12 protein-coding genes are annotated in these 20,747 nt (G+C 70.9%); 10 read left to right on the top strand and 2 right to left on the bottom strand.

Going from position 1 to position 20,747, the window contains the following annotated elements; all coding sequences use genetic code 11:
- The 8 genes from Sru01_RS31815 to Sru01_RS31780 all read left to right on the top strand — a co-directional run.
- The coding region (locus Sru01_RS31815) for a hypothetical protein (RefSeq protein ID WP_203993588.1) at positions 1–342 on the top strand (342 nt) is incomplete at its 5' end.
- Positions 343–377: 35 nt separating this feature from the next.
- Positions 378–1,511 carry a hypothetical protein gene (locus Sru01_RS31810; RefSeq protein ID WP_203993585.1) on the top strand — a complete coding sequence of 378 codons (1,134 nt, stop codon included), beginning with the start codon at positions 378–380 and terminating at the stop codon, positions 1,509–1,511.
- The gene (locus tag Sru01_RS31805; protein ID WP_203993584.1) at positions 1,508–3,964 is read left to right on the top strand and encodes a lantibiotic dehydratase; all 2,457 of its coding nucleotides are present in this window, start codon (positions 1,508–1,510) and stop codon (positions 3,962–3,964) included. The genes Sru01_RS31810 and Sru01_RS31805 overlap by 4 nt, the downstream gene beginning before the upstream one ends.
- A gap of 2 nt (positions 3,965–3,966) precedes the next feature.
- Positions 3,967–4,860: a thiopeptide-type bacteriocin biosynthesis protein gene (locus tag Sru01_RS31800; protein ID WP_203993578.1), complete on the top strand. Its 894-nt coding sequence runs from the start codon at positions 3,967–3,969 to the stop codon at positions 4,858–4,860.
- Positions 4,817–6,166, top strand: a complete 1,350-nt coding sequence (locus tag Sru01_RS31795) for a YcaO-like family protein (RefSeq protein WP_203993576.1) — start codon at positions 4,817–4,819, stop codon at positions 6,164–6,166. The genes Sru01_RS31800 and Sru01_RS31795 overlap by 44 nt, the downstream gene beginning before the upstream one ends.
- 16 nt (positions 6,167–6,182) lie before the next feature.
- Positions 6,183–6,839 carry a hypothetical protein gene (locus Sru01_RS31790; RefSeq protein ID WP_203993574.1) on the top strand — a complete coding sequence of 219 codons (657 nt, stop codon included), beginning with the start codon at positions 6,183–6,185 and terminating at the stop codon, positions 6,837–6,839.
- Positions 6,836–8,545 (top strand): nitroreductase family protein, encoded by a 1,710-nt coding sequence (locus Sru01_RS31785; RefSeq protein WP_203993572.1) that lies wholly within the window; start codon positions 6,836–6,838, stop codon positions 8,543–8,545. The genes Sru01_RS31790 and Sru01_RS31785 overlap by 4 nt, the downstream gene beginning before the upstream one ends.
- A gap of 157 nt (positions 8,546–8,702) precedes the next feature.
- Positions 8,703–9,278: a hypothetical protein gene (locus Sru01_RS31780; RefSeq protein ID WP_203993568.1), complete on the top strand. Its 576-nt coding sequence runs from the start codon at positions 8,703–8,705 to the stop codon at positions 9,276–9,278.
- A 113-nt stretch (positions 9,279–9,391) separates the two neighbouring features.
- On the opposite strand, the gene Sru01_RS31775 is transcribed toward Sru01_RS31780, so the two are convergent.
- Together Sru01_RS31775 and Sru01_RS31770 are read right to left on the bottom strand one after the other, a co-directional pair.
- A complete protein-coding gene (locus Sru01_RS31775) occupies positions 9,392–9,703 on the bottom strand; it encodes a winged helix-turn-helix domain-containing protein (RefSeq protein WP_203993566.1) in 312 nt (103 codons plus the stop codon).
- A gap of 355 nt (positions 9,704–10,058) precedes the next feature.
- Positions 10,059–14,210: an nSTAND1 domain-containing NTPase gene (locus Sru01_RS31770; protein WP_203993564.1), complete on the bottom strand. Its 4,152-nt coding sequence runs from the start codon at positions 14,208–14,210 to the stop codon at positions 10,059–10,061.
- A 507-nt stretch (positions 14,211–14,717) separates the two neighbouring features.
- Here Sru01_RS31770 and Sru01_RS31765 point away from each other — a divergent pair.
- Both Sru01_RS31765 and Sru01_RS31760 read left to right on the top strand, forming a co-directional pair.
- On the top strand, positions 14,718–20,048 hold the full coding sequence (locus Sru01_RS31765) for a LamG-like jellyroll fold domain-containing protein (protein WP_203993562.1): 5,331 nt from the start codon (positions 14,718–14,720) through the stop codon (positions 20,046–20,048).
- A gap of 72 nt (positions 20,049–20,120) precedes the next feature.
- Entirely contained in the window at positions 20,121–20,711 is a 591-nt protein-coding gene (locus Sru01_RS31760) for a DUF6461 domain-containing protein (RefSeq protein WP_203993560.1), read from the top strand.
- The last annotated feature ends 36 nt before the right edge of the window (positions 20,712–20,747 follow it).

The following is a 20,747-nucleotide window of genomic DNA, read 5'->3' as shown; positions in this document are numbered from 1 at the left end:
GGGCAATTGGTTCCGCAGGCGGAATCAATTGCCCAGCCGATAGTAATTTCTGAGACCTGTATTTGTGATTCACGTCACACTTCACCTGATCTGCCGGCGCATGCAAGACTGCATTTGTCCACAGAATGGCAATTGGAAAGGAAGGGATTCGTCATGCAGGATCACGGCCTCGCCCCCGATTTCGCCGCGGATTTCGAGCTCTTCGCTCGCGAACTCTCGGGTGACGAGATGGAAGCCGGTCGTTCGTTCGGTTCGAGCCTGAGCAGTGCCTTCACCTTCTCCACCGGCACGTGCAGCAGCGCGAGCAGCGTTTCCAGCGCCGGATCGTCCATCACCGGCTGAGTCTGAGGATCGGTCAGAGGGGAGGTCCCAGTCCGATGTCGCGCCTCGATTCCAGGTCCGCTCCGGCGGGTGATGCGCAGTTGGCCTGGGATCTCCCGGTCGCCTTCGCACCGTCAGTGGAAATCGTCGCCGAGAACGAATCGGGCCTGTTGCTCTACCGGGCGGACAGCGGTCGTTATTTCCGGCTCGGCCGTAGTTCGCGGATGTTCATCAGGTATTTGCAGGAGGGGGTGACCCCCCGCTTTCTGTCGCGGCAGGTCTCGCGCGTTTTTCAGGTAGAGGAGTCGGTCGCCGCGAGAACCGTTGCGGGTTTCCTGTCGGAGATCCGCGGGATAGGACTGCTGGATGTCGCGCCTGCGGCGGAAGGGCTGCGCAATAGAGCCGCCCGCGGCCTGGCGGAGATTCCCATGCGGCGCCTGGTCCTGGTGCGCGACTCCGCTCCACCGGCCGCCGCGGGCAGGCCCGGGACATCCCGGAGCCGGGCCCGGACGGTCGCCGGAGCCCTCGTATGCGTGGTCGCCATGGCGGCGACCGGTGTGGCCGCGGCAGCGGCGATCCGACTGCTCGACGTCCGGGCCCTCGGTACCGCCTCGATCGCGGTGCCGTTCATTCTGCTGCTTCACTTGATGGCGCACGAGGCCGGCCACTGGCTGTCGTGCCGGTACTACGGTGTCACGGTGCCCGAGGCCGGGATCGCCTTCTGGTTCTGGTTCCTGCCCCGGCCTTACGTCGATCGCTCACATGCTTACCGGCTCGACCGCCGGACACCGCTGGTGGTCATCACCATGTCAGGAATCATCATCGATGCCCTGAACGCCGGTGTGGCCGGAACTCTGGCCTTCGCCACTGACGACCCCACACTCCGCGCGCTCGCCGCGGCGGTCGCCTACACCCTCCTGCTGACCTTGGCCAACGACGTCAACCCGTTGTTGCCGAGTGACGGCTTACACGCGCTCGAAGCGGCGACCGGCCACCACTCGTTCCGTCGCAGGGCGATCCAATACCTGTTGAGCATCGTCCTGCGCACGCCCTTCTCGCATCATCACAAGACCGCCAGTCGCCGGCTTCGCCTGCTGTACCTGGGATACGGCGTGCTGGCAGTCGCCTACCTAGGGGTAATGGCCTTGTTCGTCGCTCGCTTCGTCGCCTCCGTCGGAGGATCGACATGACATTTCAGGAATCGGCGACCATCGCCCCCTTCGTCGTCATCCGCTGCTCCGGGTACGCGGCGACCGGGCCATCACGGCTCCGCGCGAATCGCTCGCTGGCCACGCTCGACGAGGCCCGGGTGCTCAGGTCCCAGGCCGCGAAACTCGCCGCCCCGCTGACCGACGCCTTGTACGAACTCGTGCCCACCCTGCCCGCGGCTGAGCGCCGTGCCGCAGTGAGCCTCCGCAGGGACGTGCACAATGGCCGCCTCCCGCGGATCACCGCGGAGGCACGCGACCGGATCGCCGACCGGCTCGCGCCGGACGCACGCCTGGCGCTGGCCCGATGGCTGGCGTGCCTGGAGGGCTCCGAGGCGACCGGCGCGGCCTACCTGGAGATCTTCGCGGCGGAGCTCGCCGAACTCGAAGCCGGACTGTTCGAGCAGGCTCGCACGGATGAGATGCTCCGGGCCCTCTCCCTGGCAGCGCCTGAGGTCATCGCCGCCGTGCTGCGGGGCGGTCCGGCCGTCGCCGGGGCCAAGTCGAGGCGGAGACTGGTGCGCACGCTCTTCAACTACCTCGTGCGGGCGACGGTCAAGACCAGTCCTCTCGGTTGGTTCAGCCTGGTGGCAGTAGGTTCGTTCGGCGGCGAAGGCCCTGAAGGCACCACCGAGGGCGGTTCCTACCGAGCAGTCGCGACGCTGCCCCAGCCGCTGTACGTTCGCCTCCTCCAGCGTTTCTCCGCACACGAGACCGCCGGCCGCCTCTTGCGCTACCACCCGGCGGTTCGTCTGGACGGTAGGCGCATGCTGCGCGCCACGTACTCCCACACCGGGACCAACAGCTTCTTCTGGCGAGAGGATCTGCTCACCGACCTGACCGTCCACCGCGGCCAGGCACCCGCGATGTCCCATGCCATGCCGGGTGCACAGGTGATCGCGGCATTACGCGGGGAGGACGCGGAGGCGGGCTGGCCCCGGGTGGCCCGGTTGACCGACTCGGGTCTGCTTCGCCTGGAGTCGGTCTGGGCCCCCGGAGATTATGACCCCCACCACTCGATGACCGCGCTGGCCGAATGCCCCGGAGTCACCGAGGCGATGGGGAGCGAAGTGGCCGACGCGCTTCGCGACATGCGGGAAGGCCTCCTGAGGTTGCCTGTGGCCGCGCCCCGGGTGCGAGCCGCTCTGGTCTCGCGGATCAGGCGCCGGGCAGCCGAACTCGACGCGATGACGGCCACGGCCACGGCGCCACGGGTCCCCGACCTGGCGGTTCGGGAAGATGTCGTCCGGAACGAGGCCCTCCCTATGCTGCCCAAGTGGGTCGAGGAAGCCCTCGCCGGTTATGGCCGACGACTCTCGGCCTGCCTGCGGGTCCTGCCGCAGTACGTGAGTGCGGTCGATTTCTGGCGGCGGCATATGGCGCCCGTCCACGATTCTCTGGCGCTGCCGGCGTTCCTCGCCCACTACATGACCACGCCCGGCCCGCACCTGCGGCGCAACGTCGACATCAGGCTGCCCGCGGAGTCGGTCGCCGACATCGGCATGGGCCCCTCGACGCTGCGGCCCGCCTTCGCGATCCTGTTCCAGCTCGCCACCCTGGAAGACGGGGAACAGGTGATCGTTTTGAACCAGCTAATGGACGGCGTAGGAGGTGTGGCCGCCCGCTTCCGCAAACTGCCGGCCCCCGGGATCCTCGAAGATCCGCTGAAGGCATGGCTGGAACATCTGGTGCCGGCGGGTTCGCGGCCACTGGAACTCACCGTGGCCGCGGACTGGAACCCCGTCCAGGGGCGGTGCACGGGGCGCGCCCCGGCACTCGACGTCGGCGGCGGACTGGTACCCGCAGGAGCTTCGATGGCCCTGGACCGGTTGCGGATCCGGCTGGACGAGCGCTCCGGAACGCTGGTCGTGGCGGACGAGCACGGCCCGGTCGTCCCCTTCTACTCGGGGATCGTCCCCCGCCGCATCCTGAACGGGTCCGCCAACGTGCTGGCCACCATCGCCAGCCCGTGGTACTGCTCGGCGCCTGAAGCACCGGGGACCGCCTCACTGTTGCTCGATCTTGAGCGGTCCGCCGGAGTCACGCACCGGCCTCGCGAGCGCATCGGCTCGGTGATCACTCGTCGAGCCCACTGGATGGTGGACGCGAACGAACTGCTGGCCGAGTTGAAGGCGCCCGACCCGGCCCTGACTTTCGCCGCCTACCGTGAGTGGGCTCGGGCGCACGGCCTTGCGGACGAGCTTTTCGTCCGCCGTGGGACGACGGAACCCGACCTGTTCGCCAAGTCACGTAAGCCCCTCTGGCTGTCCGGCGCCGTGCCCCTCTCCGTCCTGGGCCTCCTGGACACCCTCACCCCGGGTGAGATCCTCATCATGGAGGAGGCCCTCCCTCGGGCCGGGGTCGACTCCCCGTTGATCGACGGACATCCGCGTACCACCGAGTACGTCGCCCACCTGAGCTGGAACGGGTCCTGATCATGCATTCCTGGCTCTACTGTGCGATCTATCCCGGCGCCTTCGAGCGGCTGGACGGGGTGGTTCAGGATCTGGTCGCGGGGACACACCACCGGCTCGAGACCGCCGGCGAGCATGGCCGCTGGTTCTTCCTCCGGTTCCTCGACCTCGGCGGCCCGCACATCAGGCTGCGCGTTCAGGGGCCGGCCGCACTCCTGGACGACGTTTACACCGACCTCACCGGCCGCTTCCCCGGCTTCCTGCGGGAGATGCGGAGCGATCCGAGCGCTCCGGTCGAGTCCCTGCCGGGACCACTTCCCATGGATTACTGGGAGGCGGTCGACGTCCGGCTCTACGAGCCCGAGTCGCGCCGGTACGGCGGCGCCGAAGGAGTTCATGCGGCCGAGGGCGGCTTCATGCGGTCCAGTGAGATCGCGCTGCGCGCGGTGTGCGAGGAACTCGACCGTCCCCGGCGCCAGGCCCTTGCGGCGCTGACGATGAAGAACGTCCTCCGGCACTGCCTGCCAGGTGCGGAGGAGCAGTTCTGGTCCAGGTACTTCTGGTACTGGACGGGCCGGGACGAGCCCCTCGCGTCCGCCGGCCGTGCGGCCGCGGTCGCGGCGGCCACCCGGCTGGCGCCCGCGATCCGGGCCGCCGAAAACGGCCTACCGCCGCAACTGGTGCTCGACGCCGGGGATTACGGCGACGCGGTCCGCGCCACCGCGGCCGGGGCCATCGCGGCAGGCGTGTCGCTCACCACGTGGCAGTGGGTTTTCCACCTCCTGCACCTGCACAACAACCGGCTGGGGATCACGCCGGCCGACGAAGCCGTACTCGCCGCCCTGCTGGGCGGAGCACCGAAGGAGGACGCCAATGGGCACCGCTCCGATGGGCGGCTCGCCGCCGTCCACCCTTGAGGAGGCGCTAGGGCGGCTGGACCCGCTCATCGACGCCCGAGGCGCCCTCGTCAACCTTGTCACCCGGATCCCGATGACCACCGGGCGGCAACGCTTCCCGGTGTTCACCGCGGCCATGGGCGACCTTGGACGGATCCTGCCCGGCACGACGGAAGCGCCCCAGCGCATGGCCTGGGGCGCCCTTGACGGGGCGGGAAGCGGGCTCGCCGAGGAAGGTGCCCGGCTGACCGCCACGGTGGAGGCGATCGAGCGCTACTCCAGCTGCCTGTGGGACCCCGAGCAGTTCATCTGGGCCAGCGCGCGATCCCTCGGGGACGAGGCGCTGGACCTGAGCCGCGTTCCGCGATGTTCCGACTCGGAGCTGGCCGAGCCCGCCTGCCCGCTGCTGGCACCCGACCCGGACGCGCCGATGCGCTGGGTACGCGGTGTAGACCTCATCAGCGGGCGACCTCGGTGGTTGCCGGCGGTCATGGTCTACCTGCACATTCCCTTCGTGAGCCGCGGCGAGCGGTTCTGGCTGCCGATTTCGACCGGTACGGCGGCGCACTTCGACTACGACAACGCGTTGCTGGGCGCGGTGCTGGAGTGCGTCGAGCGAGATGGCATCGCGCTGACCTGGCTGCAGCGGCTGGCCCTGACGAAGATCGAGATCGACGTCTCAGATCCGGTCCTCGACGAGGCACTGGAGCTCTCCGCCCGGTCCGGCCTGCGCACCCATTTCTTCGACGGGACGACCGACCTGGGCATCCCGACGGTCTACAGCGTGGACATAGATCCACGGGCGGCGAAGGTTCGCACATATGTGATGTGCGCCACGGAGCTGGACCCCCGGCGGGCCATGGTCAAGGTGATGCGGGAGTCGTCCTCCGGGCGGGTGGCCATGCAGTACCGGGAGGCCGACGACAAGCCGCTGGACGATTACCTCGACGTGTTCGACGGGGCGGTTCATATGGCGGCGGCGGAGCGCGCGCAGGCGTTCGACTTCCTCCTCGACTCCCCGCGCCGGCGCCGGCTGTCTGACATGATCCCCTCGATTCCGGAGTCCCCCGCCGAGCGCCTGTCATGGGTGCTGCGCAGGCTCCGGGACGCCGGGTGCACCGCCTATGCCGTGGACATCACCTCCGACGAGGCCAGGACGGCAGGGGTGCGCGTGGTGCGGGTCATCGTCCCCGAACTCGTCCCGCTGAGCTTCGCCTACCGTGCCCGGTTCCTCGGCACCGCCCGGCTCTACGAGGCCCCCGCACGGATGGGCCTGCCGGTGCACGCGGAGCCCGACCTGAATCCGTGGCCGCAGCCCTTCGCCTGATCAGTCCGGAGACAAGATGAACCTGACACATGTCATCGCCATCGGCCCATTCGCGGCCGACGTGGCCAGGGTGCTGCAGCGGCGGAACATGGACGACCGGCCGACCTTCTTCGCCCAGGGACACGGCGTGGCGACCAGCCTGCTGCCCCCGGCGGACGTCTACGTCCTGGTGACCTCGCGGCACGACTCGACGCTGGTGGTGGAGATCGGCGACCTGATCGGGAAGTGGGGTGCGGCATTCGTCCCCGTGGTACATGAAACACGCTGGCTCAGGGCCGGGCCGCTGTCCGTGCCCGACGGGACCGGGGCGTGCGCCGAGTGCTTCGAACGCCGGTCCATCCAGCATTCGGTGATCGGCGGCGCCCTGTCCGACCTGCATGCCTTCTACGCACGAGATCCGGCCGGACCCGGCGGTCATCTTCCCACCCAGGTGCTGACGGCCGCCGGGCTGGCGCAGTGGGGGGTGGATGCGATCCGCAGCGGCGGGTCCGCGGCGCACGGTGCCTACCGGGCCATGAACCTGGCGAAGCCGCAGTTCATGCGGGGCCGGACGCTGGGCGTGCACGGCTGTCCCCGGTGCCATCCGAGATCGATCGCAGCTCCGGACCGCTCGTGGCGCGGTCTGGCCGACCACCTCGCCGCCGTAGGCACCGGAGCGAAGGAGGGCACATGAACACCGAAAGCGCTCTGGACTCGCGGCACATCGCCGCAGCCCTCGCACGTGACCCGCAACTGTCTCTTCCGGACCGTCTCAAGGTCGTGGACGGGCTGGTGATCGCGGAGGTTCGCAAGGGCGAACTTCTCGTCGAGGGCATCGCCAAGCCCCAGCTCTTCACCGGCCGGCACGTCGAATTCGTCCGGCGCCTGCTCCCTCTCCTGGACGGCCGCCGCTCCACGGCTGAACTGGCCCGCATGCTCGGTCTGTCGTCCACCGAGGTGGTCCGGACGGCGCTGTCGCTGCTTTACTCCTGCGGCATGCTGGAGTCCGGCCCGGCGCCCGAAGAACTGCGCGCCCTGGAGCGCACCGCCGTACCGCCTGCCGTGGTCGGCTATCTGAGCCGGAACGTGGACACCACCCGCGACAATCCCTCCGGCGTCCATGCCGCGCTGAAATTGGCACGGCAGGCGGTCGTGGTCGCGGGTCCGCCCGCCACGTTACGGTCGACACTGGTGGAGACGCTCCGCGAGTGCGGCGTGCCGTCGGTGCAGGAGGAGGAGGTGCACCTCGGATCCGCGCCGCTGCCGTCCGCTCCCATCGCCGTCGTGATCGACGACGGCACGCTGGACCTGGACCGCTTGCGCGTGTTCGACGCCTCGGTGCGGTCACGCGGGGGACGCTGGTTCCTGGTCTCGCCGGCCGATCCGGGCATCGTGATCAGTCCGCTCTTCGAGAACGGCTGGTCGGGCTGCCTGTCGTGTTACCTCGCGCAGCGCCCGCTGCCGCGATCCGCCGAGCCGGTGAAGATCCCCGCCTGGCAGGAAGACCTGCTGGCGGGACTGCTGGGCAACGAGGTGTGCCGCCTGGCGACCGGAGTGCAATCGCTGTACGACGAGTCGGCCGTCACCGTCGTCGACGCCGGCGCCTGGACGTGCGAGATCGAAACCTTCGTCCAGCTCCCCGGCTGCCCTGACTGCCTGCCGGGCACCGAGCCGATCGACCACGACGACCTGATCGTGGTCGCCTTCGAGCAGGAGGTCACCCAGCCGCCGCGCCGCTACATCCATGCCAGCTCGCATCAGGGCCACTACAGCACCGCCAACCTGGAGCTGCAGTTCTTCGACCGCCCACGCGACTGGGAGCCGGTCACCGTCACCGGCCAGGTCGGATCGGAGCTCAGCGCCCTGCTGGAGTTCTCCTTCGGCATCCGCGAGATCATTCCCGCGACGACGACGCGAGGGCCCACCCGCCGCCGCTGGGCTCCCACCGGTGGCAACCTGGGTTCCCAGACGGCCTACCTGATCCCCCTGGAGACCGGGCGGGTACGGCTGGAGCCAGTGGTGCACGTATACGATCCGGTGGCCAACCGCCTGCTACGCGGCGGGAACGCGGTCCCCGAGCAGTTCTTGGTCGATGCCGTCCCGGGGGCGGGGACGCGGGCGGAGGCGGTGCTGGTCCTGGTCGGTGATTGCCTGAAGCTCGTGGACAAGTACCAGAGCTTCGGGTATCGGATCATCAACCTGGACGCCGGGGTCGTCACCTGGCAGCTGGCGTTCAACGCGGCACGTCTCGGATGGAGGGTCACCGCACTCGCCGACTGGGACGACAGCCGGTTGATCGACCTCCTCGACATCGACGTCCGGCAGACGCCCATCACCGCCGTGCTCACGCTGCGCCGGACACGCATCGGTCCGGAACGAGGAGGTGTCACCCATGACTGATCGGACTCCCGGGTACAGGCCGAAGGAGATCGTGCAGGACCTCATCGCCCGATCGCGGTCCCGACGAGACAGCGGACCTGCCCGGGGGCGGAATCCCTCCGCCGGGCGGGGCACCGGACATCTCCTTCCGCCGGCGAGCACTCCCACGATCGATCCGATGACCGTGCTGGCGCTGCGCCAGGCCACTCGCTTCTACCGCCCGACCGGCATCGACCAGGCGGCGATGGCCGGCGTGCTGCAGGCCCCTTCCTCGGCCCGGGCCGATCTCGACACCGCGGCGACGGTTCCAGACGTGCGGATCATGGCCGCGGCCTACCGGGTGGAGGGGCTGCGGCCGGGGCTCTACGCGGTGGATCCGGCCGGGAGGCGGATCGACTACCTGGCGGTTCTCCCGCCCGCCCGGGAGTGGCTGCTGCAGGACGAGTTCGCCGACGCGGCCCTGGTGACCGTGATCACCTGCGATCTGCCCGCCGTCGCGACGGCCGGTGCCCATGCCCACCGCCTGGTCATGCACCAGGCGGGGGTGGCCGCGCACAGCATGTGGCTGGCAGCGGGCCGACGTGGGCTCGCCGGATCCATATTCGGCGGGTTGGTTCCATGGGGCGTGCCGCTGTCCGATTTCCGGCCCGGGGGTGTCCGGAGCCCTCTCCTGGCGTTCGCCTGCGGCTTCCCGATGTCCGATCCGGCGGTCAGTCCTTGGGGTACCGCGGGCGGGTGGACAGGTGACTCCTGACCGACGTGAACGGCGCCGGCCGGGGATCTTCCGGAAAGACGTCCGCCGCCGGCGGTGCGCGGGCGCGGATGGGGCCGGCCGGCGGGGCCCGCCGCCGGCCGGCCTTTCTCTCCTCAGGCCAGGCCGCGCGAGATCGCCAGCAGCGCGGCGGTGTGCCGTTGGAACACGGCCGATCCCTGGTCTGTTATGGAAAGCCAGGTGCGCGGCCGCTTCCCCGCGTAACCCTTCTGGATCTCGATGTACCCGGCGGCTTCCAGCGGTGTCATGTTCTTCGACAGCGCGGCCGCGCTGATACCCACCGCATCACGTATTTTGCCGAACTCGACCTTCTTTTGTCTGGATAGCATCGCGATGATCGAGAGTCGAATGGGTGGATGGATCACGGTGTTCAGCTGCTTATGTAAATGCCCGGTGGACTTGTCCATTCGGCGACCCCACTTCCTCTCCCTATCGGATATCGGCGGTACGGGAAGAACCCGAAGCCGGTGTCGTGCCGATTGACGCATGAGTGTGGCGCCGAAGCGACGTGGCCGAGCGGCACTCAGGGTATTTCCGCTGATGAAGACGGTCTGATGACCTTTTCGGACCCGTTCGGTCCGAGAAAGCCGCCAGATGGATCCGACAAGTTCCGGCGCCCCGAGGACACTGGTGGATGACGCCGTTCCCAGCCGTTCGAGCCGCCCCTGGCCGGACGTCGCATCGCCATGAAACGCCACGAAAGACCGAGCGAATCGGATTCAGAGATTATTGTGGCTCATGGAGCCATGGGCGGTTCGTGCGTCAGCGGCAGACCGGGCGGAAGTCCACCTCGGATACGTACTGGGCCCATTCGGCGCGGGTGACCGGGCGGGCGGGAACCGCGCAGACGGCGGCGAACAGATCCTTCGGCATCCCTATGTCCCACAGCCTCGTCGTGCCACCGCCGTTGGTGGCCAGGGTCTGCCCGTCTGGGCTGAAGGCAAGCGAGGTGATCGAATCGGTGTGGCCGGCGAGTGGCGCGCCGATGGGGGCGCCGGTCGTGGTGTCCCACAGGCGCACGGTGCCGTCCGGGCCGCTGGTGGCCAGCGTCCGCCCGTCCCGGCTGAAGGCGAGCGAGGTGATCTCGTCGGTGTAGCCGGCGAACGGAGTGCCGACGGGGGCGTGCGTGTCGACCCGCCACAACCGCGCCGTGCCGTCCCTACCACCGGTGGCCAGGATCGTTCCGTCCGGGCTGAAGGCCACCGAGGTCACCGGGCCGGGGTGGCCGGTCAGCGGAGGGCCGATGGGAGTGCGCGTCCCGACCCGCCACAGCCGTACCGTGCCCGCCCGGCTGATGCTGGCCAGGGTCTGCCCGTCGGAGCTCAGCACGGACCAGATGTTCTGTTCGTGGCGGTCGATGAGCGGAGCGCCGACCGGCTCACCGGTCCGGACGTCCCACGCCCCTGCGTTGCCGTCCTTGCCGGCGACGGTCAGGGTCCGTCCGCCGGGGCCGAAGGCGACCGAGGTGGCCAGGAAGGTGAGCCCGCTGAGCGGCGTGCCGATGGGTTCGCCGGTCCTGCCGTTCCACAGCCGCGCGGTGCCGTCGACGCTGCTGGTGGCGAGGCTCCGGCCGTCGGGCCCGAAGGTGATCGAGGTGATCGCGTCGGTGTGGCCGGTCAGCGGCGCGCCGATGGGAGTGCGGGTCACGGCATCCCATAACCGTACGGTGCCGTCGAGGTGACCGCTGGCCACGATGTGCCCGTCATGCCCGGCGGAGCCGAGGGCGACCGCGGTGACCTGGCCGGGCCGGTCGGCCGGCGAGGCTCCGATGGACGTGTGCCGCCGGATGTCCCACAACCGCACGGTGTCGTCCGCGCTGGTGGTGGCCAGGGTCCGCCCGTCCGGGCCGAAGGCGAGCGAGGTGACCCGGCCGGTGTGGCCGGTCAGCGGCGCGCCGATGGGGGCGCGGCTCTCGGCGTCCCACAACCGCACGGTGCCGTCCGAGCCGCCGAGGGCGAGGATCGGCGGCGACGCCGGGCTGAAGGCGACCGAGACGTCGCCCCGGGGGTGGCCGGGGAGGGTGATCTCGATCGGGGTGCGGGTGCCGACCTCCCAGAGTCGCGCCGTGCCGTCCGGGCCACCGCCGGCCAGCAACCGCCGGTCGGCACTGAAGGAGAGCATGGTGACCGCATCGGTGTGGCCGGTCAGCGGCGCGCCGATGGGAGTGCCGGCCGCGGCGTCCCACAGCCGTACGGCGCCCTCGGAGCCGCCGGTGGCCAGCGTCTTTCCGTCCGAAGTGAAGCTGAGGGCGGTGACGGCGCCGTGCTGCGCGGCGAGTGGCGCGCCGGCGGGGGTGCGGGTGGCGGCGTCCCACAGCCGTACGGTGCCGTCGAAGCCGCCGGTGGCCAGCGTCCGCCCGTCGGGGCTGAAGGCCAGCGCGGTGACGGCGTTGCGGTGCGCGGTGAGCGGGGCGCCCAGCGGGACGCGCCGGGCGACGTCCCACAGCCGGACCGTGCCGTCGTCGCCGACGGCCAGCGTCCGCCGGTCCGGGCTGAAGGCCACCGACGAGACCCAGCCGGTGGCGCCGGGCAAGGGGGCATCGAGCAGCCTGCGGGACCTGACATCCCACAGCCGCGCCAGGCCGTCCCCGACGCTGGCCAGCGTCCGCCCGTCGGTCCCGAAGGCCACCGCCGAGATCGGGAAGGGGGCGGGCAGGACGGCACGCTGGGGGCGGCTGAGGACGTTGAGCATGGCGGCGCGGGCTTCGGGAGTGGGGCTGATCCGCCAGGCCGTCGCCGCGAGCAGCGCGGGAAGCGCCGGGTCGCCGAGGGTGAGGACCTCGCTTCGGGCGGCCAGCCGGCGGGACAGGGCAAGGTCACGCTGACCGCTGATGTCCCGCTGGGCCTTGACGGCCATGCCCGCCGTGGTCGACGCGATGACCAGCAACGTGGCCAGGGCCGCGGTCACCGTGCGGCGCAGCACCGTGGCCCGGCGGCGCGCGACGGCGGCGGCCGCCAGGAACTCGGCCGCGGTGTCCGGCAGGGCCGGGTAGCGGTCGGGATGGGCCTGCCAGCGCGGCCGGGCGCGCAGGACGGAGGCCAGCCGCTCACCGTGGTACAGGAACGACGCCCGCCGCCGGTTGCGGGCCCAGTCCTCGGCGTCCTCCAGCAACCGGTGATACAGGGCCTGGTCGGCCGGGTCCTGCTGCAGCCACCCGCGCAGCCGCGGCCAGGCGTGCAGCAGCGAATCATGGGTGATCTCCGCGGCCTGCTCGCCCACCACGATGAGCCGCTGCGCGGCGAACGCCTCCACCACCCGCTCGACATCGGCGGGATCTGCGCCTCCGCGCCGCTCGACCGGCGGATCCCCGGGCCGTGCGACGGGCCGACGCTGGTAGGGCATGGGCCGGCGGACGGCCCGCCCGTCGGCGGTGAGCTTGGTCAGCCGGTGGAAGACCTGCCGGGCGACGGTCCGCAGGTGGGCGGGCAGCGCGGTGTAGACGGCCTCCGCGCTGGTCTGGACGGCGTGCGCCACCCCGCCCGACAGCCCGTAGCTGCGGCTGGTCAGCCGGTCCCCTTCCCGGTGCTTCCAGGTGACCCGCATCGCCTCCGACAGCAACGGCAGCGCCCCCACCTCGTACCGGCCCTCGGTGGCGACGGCCGGTAGATCGCTGAGGATGGTGTCCACCAGCGCGGGGGAGATGCGTGCCCCGGCCCGCTCGGCGGGACCGGTGACGGCCAGGCGCAGTTCCGGTCCGCTCATCGGGCCGACCAGGAACAGGCCGTCCCGCACCGCGTCGGCCAGTTGCGGGTAGGCCGCGCAGTCGGCCAGGAAATCACTGCGTACCACCGCGATGACCAGAGCCGCGGGGGTACCGTCCGGCCCGCACGGCCGGGTCGCCATCGCGTGCAGCGCCGCGATGAAATCCGCCCGCTGCCCCTCGGCCCCGCCCGCGCCGCCGGACTCGGCGTCCTCCGGCAACGTGAAGATCCGCTCGAACGGGTCCACCACCAGCACCAACCGATCATCACTGGTGGTGGCCGGCCCGCCGGCCGTGGTGCGGGCGACCACCGCGTCGCGCACCAGGGTGTGCGCCTGGTCGGGCGCGGTGCGCAGTTCCTGCCGGATCGGACCGGGGTCGCGGCCGGCCGGCGCGGCCAGCACGCGCGCCAGCTCGTCCCGCGGGGTCGCGGTCGGATGCACCACCGCGACCGGCCAGCCGGCGGATCCGGCGCCCAGCTCGCCGCGGGCCAGCGCCGGTAACAGCCCCGCGTGCACCAGCGAGGACTTGCCCGCCCCCGAAGCCCCGGTCACCACCAGGATCCCCGGCCGGTGCAGCCGGGTGGCCAGCGCGTCGACCAGTTGCGCGGTGAGCTTCTCCCGGCCGAAGAACACCGGTGCCTGGGCCCGCCCGAACGCCGCCAGTCCCGGATAAGGACACTCCCCGAGCGCCGACCGGACCGCCGCCACCGCCTCGGTCACCCCAGCCTCGGCGCCCGCCGCTCGCGGCCCGGCCTCGGCGGTCCCGGTGGTCTTGCACCCGTCGGCCGCGGCGGCCTCGGTGGTTCTCCGCCCGCCGGCGTCGGCGGCGACCTCGCGCACCCTGGCCGGTTCGGCGGTCACCGGATCGGGCGGAGAGGACCGGGCCGCGCGCAGCCAGCGCCGCCACTGCTCCTCGTCGAGCAGCCCGGGGCTCGTCCGCCCGGCCGGCACCCGCCGGCCCCGGCAATGCTCGATGAGCACCCGGACCGTCATCAGGAACGCCGCCTCCGACTCCGGCAGGTGGCGGCCGCGCTTCCAGTCGCTGATCCGCGGCCCGCTCACCGGCCGCCCCCGCCCGGCCGGCCGCCGCCGGTTCACCTCGCCGACGAGGCTCTTCACCGGCAGGTCGGCGGCCAGCTCCAGCAGTTCGGCCAGCCGGGCGGCGAACAACCGCCTCGGCGTCGGCTCCGCGCCATCCTCACCCTCGCTCATCGCCGCCGCCTTTCGGTCCGAACCGGTCCGAGAAACCCGCCGCAACTCCCATCACCTGGGGAAACGCCGCCGAGCTGCGCCCGATCAGGTGCCCCGGTCACTGCACCTATGCGTCAATCGGCGCGATATCACCACCAAGTGATCCACGCCGAGCGTAGTAGGTGAAACGGTCGCCTGCGATCCGACGAAAGGGGCGCGCGCCAGTCCAGAAGGACCAGCCGATCCAGGTGAGCCTGGCACCGATGACACCGTGCGGACCGACCACGCCGGCGACGGCCGGCCACCTCGGATTTCCCGCCGCCGTGCGCTCCTCGGCCGGCGGCACCAGGCCTGCTCCGGCCGAGACCTCTCCCAAGGTCGCGGAGGCCCTCCTCGGCCGCTGCGCCCTGCCCCGGCAGGTGCGCAGAGATCACCAGCGACCCCCTGCCCCGAAGGGTTGTGATGGACACCCATCAACCAGCGTCCGGCCGCCCAGGCCGGACGCGCCGTCGTGCCGCCCTGCTCACGATGCTGGCGCTTCCGCTCTCCCTGCTGAACGCGCCCGCGATCGCCGAGGGCCCCACACCGTCCCCCGCGTCCACGACCGCACCGGCCGCCACCCCCGAGCTGACCGCCGCCTGGGACAAGGCGGCCAAGTCCGGTAAGCCGGTCGAGGTGCCGTCCAAGTTCACCGAGACCATGAAGGTCTGGGCCAACCCGGACGGCAAGCACATGCGAGCCGAGATCTACACCCGCCCCGTCCAGCTGAAGAACCCGGCCGGCGCCTGGGAACGGATCGACACCCGGATCGTCACCGAGGACGGAAAGCTGCGCGCCGCCCGGGTCAAGACCCCGTTGACCTTCGGCGGGCGCGGCGCCAGGCAACTGGTGGCCGCGACCGGCCGCCAGGGCACCAGCGGGCTGAACGTCACCCGGCCCTTGCCGGAACCGAAGATCTCCGGCGGCACCATCACCTATCCGGACGCCGTGGCCCCCGGCGCCGACCTGGTGGTGCAGGCACAGGCCGACGGCTTCGTCTCCCAGGTCGTCTTCCGGCACCGGCCGGCCGCTGCGGTGACCGTACGGCTGCCGCTCACCCTGCCCGAGGGCACCAGGTTCGGCAAGACGGCCGACGGCCTGCCGCAGCTCAAGGACGCCAAGGGCGAGGCGAAGGCCGCGCCGATCGTGCTGACCGCGATGGACGCCAAGCTGGAGGCCTCCCCCGAGGAGGGCAAGAGCTCGCCGGTCACCGCGCGGGTGGAGACCACCGGCAAGACCTCGGAGCTGGTGTTCACCCCGGACCAGAAGTTTCTGGCCGACCCGGCGGTGACCTACCCGGTGACGATCGCGGCCGCCTCGGAGTGGTTCGGCGGCGGCGTGCCCACCGACGCCTGGGTCAGCAAGAACAGCCCGTCCACCAACAACGCCGCCGCCGGATGGCTGCGGGCCGGCACCACCTCCACCAGCGCCGACGTGGCCCGGGTGTACCTGAAGTTCAACACCGACGACCCGGCGCTGCAGGGCGCCACCGTCGTCGACGCCGACCTTTGGGTGTGGAACTACAAGTCCGGCGGCCCCAACGGCCAGCTGTGCGGCGACCCCCTCGGGGCGGGCATCGCGGCCGCCCGCGTCACCTCCTCCTGGACCACCTCCGGGCTGAGCTGGTACAACCAGCCCTCGATCTCCAGCACGATGGAAGGCGGCAACAAGGCCGGCTACAACTACGAGGCCGCCGCCGGCAGCTGGTGCGCCAAGGAGGAGCAGCTGGTGCACCGGGTCACCGGGATGGCCCGCGCCTGGATCGAGCAGGGCGCGCCCAACCACGGGCTGGTGCTGCGGGCCGCCACCGAGACCGCGTCGATCAACTGGCGCCAGTACTACTCCAGCGAGTACAGCGGCGACCCGTACCCGGGTTACCGGCACCCGCCCGCGCTCGTCGTCGAGTACGTACCGGCCGTGGCCGAGTATGTGAGCATGTGGATGGGCTCCAGCAGGCCGCTCAACCGCATGCCGAGTTATGAAGAGGCGGTGGCGGACCAGATACCCGGCTATTCCGGCATTCCGCAGCTCCCTGGCCGGACCGCCGAGGAGGTCAACGCCGCCAGCGGCAGCGATGACCCCTACGACGTCGATCGGGAGGCGCTCCAGCCGCTGCCAGGCGAGGATCCCGAGGTGGAGGCCGAGGTGCCGTGGCCGGCGACCTCACCCACCGCCACTCCCGAACCGGACTCGACCCCACCGGCGGTGAAGGCGGTCACTCCCGCCGCGAACGCCACCGGCGTGCCGGTGGACGCCCGGATGAGCGCCCAGTTCACCGAAGCGGTCACCGGAGCGGAGCTGACCCTCGCCGACCCGTCCGGAACCGCGGTTCCCGGAGATCAGGCACTGGACCCGGGCAACGGCTTCGTCGTCTTCTCGCCGCAGCAGAGCCTGCGCGGCGACACCGTCTACACGGCCACCGTGCGGGGCGCCAAGGACTCCGCCGGCAATCCGATGGCGGCGCCGCACTCGTGGTCGTTCACCACGGGTCCGCCCGACACCGACGCACCCGCGGTGACCGGGGTCGAACCCGGCAGGGACGCCACGAACGTGCCGCCGAGCGCCGCGGTCAAGGTGACGTTCAACGAACCGGTCTCCGACGTCCAGATCGCGGTCAAGGATCCGTCGGACACGACGGTGGAAGGGGCGCTGACCAGCGACAACGGCAACGCCCAGTGGATCCTCGCGCCGGCGTCGCCGCTCGCCGCCTCGAAGGTGTACCGGGTCGAGGTCAGCGGGGGCAAGGATGCCTCGGGCAATCCCATGGCGCCCTACACCTGGTCGTTCACCACCGCGGCGGAGCCGCCACCCCCGGTTCCGGGGCTGGTGGCGGCCTACGGGATGAACGAGGGGTCCGGCGCGAGCGTCACCGACTCCTCCGGCCAGGACAACACCGGTACGGGCAGCGGCACCGCCTGGACCGACGGAAAGTACGGCAAGGCGCTGACGTTCGACGGCTCCGCCGCCTGGGTCACCGTTCCCGACGCCGCACCGCTGCGGCTGACCACCGGGATGACGCTCTCCGCCTGGGTCAACCCGGTCACGGTGACCGGCTGGAGCAGTCTCATCACCAAGGAACTGGCCGCCGGTGCCTCCTACAGCCTGTACGCGGGCAACGGCGACTCGGTGCCCTCCGGCTGGGTGCAGACCGGGCCGGAAGACCCCTCGACGGTGAGCGGGACCTCCCCGTTGCCGGTGAACGCCTGGAGCCACCTGGCGCTGACCTATGACGGGACCACCCTGCGGCTGTTCCTCAACGGACAGCAGGCCGCCGAGACCCCGCTCAGCGGTGGCCTGCACGACGACGGTGGCGCGCTGCGGATCGGCGGCAACTCCGTCTGGGGCGAGTACTTCCGCGGCCTGATCGACGAGGTGCGGATCTACGACCGCGCCCAGACCGCGGCTCAGATCCGCACCGACATGAACACCCCGATCGGTGCCACCACCCCGCCCACCGCCACCCCGACCGCCACTCCCACCCCCGGTCCCACCGGGAACCCGACTCCGGTGCCGGGCCTGGTGGCGGCCTACGGCATGCAGGAGGGCACCGGAACGACCGTCGGCGACTCCTCCGGGCGCAACAACACCGGCGCGGCCCGGGACACCACCTGGGCGACCGGCAGGTTCGGCACGGCGCTGTCGTTCAACGGCACCTCCAGCCGGGTCACCGTCCCCGACGCGGCGGCACTGCGGTTGACGAACGCCATGACGCTCTCCGCCTGGGTGCAACCCACGGCGCTGGGTGAAAGCTGGCGAACCGTCATGATGAAGGAGCACGCCGCCGGCGGTTCCTACGGCCTCTACGCCTCCAACGGCGCCGTCCCGGCGGCCTGGCTGCTGAACGCCGGCGGCCCCGGCGGAGCGGAAGGGACCGCTCCGCTCCCGCTGCGCCAGTGGAGTCACCTGGCGGTCACCTACGACGGCGGCACCAGCCGCCTGTACGTCAACGGGACCGAGGTCGGCCAGGAAGCCGTCACCGGCCCGCTCGTCACCGACGACGGCGTCCTGCGGATCGGCGGCAACGACTACTGGGGTGAGTACTTCAGCGGCCTGATCGACGAGGTGCGGATCTACAACCGGGCCCAGAGCGCGCCCGAGATCCAGACGGACATGAACACGCCCATCAGTGCCGCCGGTGCCGCCGTGGCGAGCAGCGCGGCGCGGTCCACGGGGACGACGGCCACCGCCGCTGGAATAGCCAAGCTGACGGTGCGGAACGGCCGCACCGCGGGCGGCGTCACCGTCGCGTCCACCGCCACCCCCCAGCTCACCGCCTGGCTCGCCGGCCGGCGCGATGGCGCGGCGAAGGTGCAAGTGGAGGTCATCCGGGAGAACGTGGCACGCGGCAGGTCGGCCAAGGTGGCAAGGGCGGCGGGGAGCGACCCGCCGGTCTGGTCGAGCGAGACGATCGCCGAGCCCGGCGATTCCCAGGTGACATTGCAGGTGGCCAAGGGCCGGCTGCGGAACGGCGAGAAGGTGCGATGGCGCGCCCGCGTCGCCGGTTCGGGGAACTCCGGCGCCTGGACCGACTGGCAGTCGCTCGCCGTACAGCAGTCCGCCGGAGCGGGGACATCGGCGGCGGCCCCGCTGGCGGCGACCGCGCAGTTCCCCTACGGATACCCTGACCTGCAGTCGGGGCACCCGACCGCGGAGTGGTGCGAGAACGAGCAGTTCAGGATCGTGTCCAATCGCCCGGAGGGCGCGGTGGGATACGTCCGCCCGTACTTCTACTGCTACAGCCAGTGGCTGGTGCTCCCGGTCTTCAAGGAGACGACCGACCGGGCGGGCAAGAAGACCAGGGTCGGAGTGGGTGCCTTCCAGTTCTCCGCGACGACCGTCATGCACACCTATGTCGGTGACGGGGCCGGCGTCAACGCCATTCCCGACCACTACGGCACTCCGGCGGGCGGAACCGGGCCACGAGACATGAAGGCCTGGATCAAGATCAGCCAGCCGCTCTGGCTCGATACCGCGGGTAACGTCATGACCACCCCGCCGCAGACGTCGATCAAGGCCACCATCAAGGCCGCCCCGGAACCGGGGCATACCGCGGCCGAGTGCCAGGAGATCAACCCCAGGTCGGAGGCACAGCGGACCAGGAGCATGGCGTCCTGGCAGTCGGACAAGTACGAGGAGTTCCTCTTCCGCTCCGGCGGCGGCCTGGGCCCCGACAAGACGGCGACCTGCAGCCTGCGGCCGTGGATCCAGGTCACCTCGTCGCTGGCCACGGTCCCGATCGACACGGTGCCGCTGTTCCAGCCGGAGATCACGCCCGATGTCTACTGCGACACCAGCCCGGCGATCGTGCGTTACAAGGGCGGTTGCCGCCTCAAGTACGCCCGGATGATCTACCAGATGAAGCGGACCGACCCCCTCATCGGCCAGGTCGCCCTCCACGTGTGGCAGGCGTTCTACCAGCCGGAGACCACCAGGCCGCGGGCAGACAACAAGATCGTTCCGGGGAACGCGGACTTCCTGCCCGGACGCCTGCAGGAACCGAGGGACCCGCGGGCGAAGGCGCTGCATCGGGCCGCGCGCTACAAGGACCTGCCGGCCGGCTGGTCGGATATTCCCACCAAGAACGGCAAGAGAAAGGACACGCTCTGCCTGACCGAGTGGTCGGCGGCGGAGAGAAGCGGAAAGCAGTGCGACGAGTATCCTTTCGCGACGACGCATGAGGGTGCCTACTCCGCCGGGACCAACGTCTCCGTCAAACCGATCGACCGCTTGCACAACAGGGATGCGGGCAACGATCTGAACTTCTTCTACGAGAGATTCCGGATTCTCGACGGAGACAGGTTCTGGGTGCGCATCAAGTAAGTCACGGCTCGACTCCGGGCGGCTCCCGTCACGCGACGGGGGTCGCCCGGCCCGGCTGATCGATGAGGTTCTGTGAACGCCAGAGAAGTGACCGGCATGCTGGAGAACGCGGGACTGTTCGAGCAGTTCTGCGGGACGTGGGTCCGCGGCCTGCCGGCCGAGGACGTGGCCCGCGTGCTCGGCGCGGATCCGTGGTCCGCCGGCCTCCGCACGATGCACGAGTTGAACGCCGAGCGCTGGCGGCTACCCGCCGACCGGCCCGTCCTGCTCGCCGGGCCCATCGGCGACACGCACACGCTCGTCGTCGAACCGCAGAGCTACCTGGGCGCGGAGCCGGATCGCCTCCGCGCCCTGTCCCGCGACGGCGGGGAGGCGATGAACATCCACTGGACCGTCAATCTGGACAGCGGCCTGGCCCTGGCGCGCGACGGCGTGATCGTGACCGCGCTGTCGCTGACCGCCGCGGCGGCCGGGCGAGAAGGAACCGATCCGGCGCACCTGGACCAGGAGCTGGCGGCCGCCGGATTCGCTCCCGGACAGGACCTCGGCGAGCGCACGGCGGTGGCCTTCACGGTCGCCGGCCGCCTGACCGGGCGGATGCTCGGCGCCGATTGGTTCGGCAGCCCGCAGCGGGCCTATCTCGGGACCAGGCGACGCCGCTGAGACCGGCCGGGTGGGCCGCGGGCGGTGCGTTGTCGA

It is taken from the genome of Sphaerisporangium rufum, from assembly GCF_016863395.1.
Lineage (GTDB): Bacteria > Actinomycetota > Actinomycetes > Streptosporangiales > Streptosporangiaceae > Sphaerisporangium > Sphaerisporangium rufum.
The sequence above is the reverse complement of the archived record's forward strand: the minus strand, read 5'-3'. Positions and strand labels throughout refer to the sequence as shown.

Coding starts and splice junctions, on each gene's coding strand:
- Sru01_RS31810 (WP_203993585.1), top strand. CDS start 378: ATGTCGCGCCTCGATTCCAGGTCCGCTCCGGCGGGTGATGCGCAGTTG.
- Sru01_RS31805 (WP_203993584.1), top strand. CDS start 1,508: ATGACATTTCAGGAATCGGCGACCATCGCCCCCTTCGTCGTCATCCGC.
- Sru01_RS31800 (WP_203993578.1), top strand. CDS start 3,967: ATGCATTCCTGGCTCTACTGTGCGATCTATCCCGGCGCCTTCGAGCGG.
- Sru01_RS31795 (WP_203993576.1), top strand. CDS start 4,817: ATGGGCACCGCTCCGATGGGCGGCTCGCCGCCGTCCACCCTTGAGGAG.
- Sru01_RS31790 (WP_203993574.1), top strand. CDS start 6,183: ATGAACCTGACACATGTCATCGCCATCGGCCCATTCGCGGCCGACGTG.
- Sru01_RS31785 (WP_203993572.1), top strand. CDS start 6,836: ATGAACACCGAAAGCGCTCTGGACTCGCGGCACATCGCCGCAGCCCTC.
- Sru01_RS31780 (WP_203993568.1), top strand. CDS start 8,703: ATGACCGTGCTGGCGCTGCGCCAGGCCACTCGCTTCTACCGCCCGACC.
- Sru01_RS31775 (WP_203993566.1), bottom strand. CDS start 9,703: ATGGACAAGTCCACCGGGCATTTACATAAGCAGCTGAACACCGTGATC.
- Sru01_RS31770 (WP_203993564.1), bottom strand. CDS start 14,210: ATGAGCGAGGGTGAGGATGGCGCGGAGCCGACGCCGAGGCGGTTGTTC.
- Sru01_RS31765 (WP_203993562.1), top strand. CDS start 14,718: ATGCTGGCGCTTCCGCTCTCCCTGCTGAACGCGCCCGCGATCGCCGAG.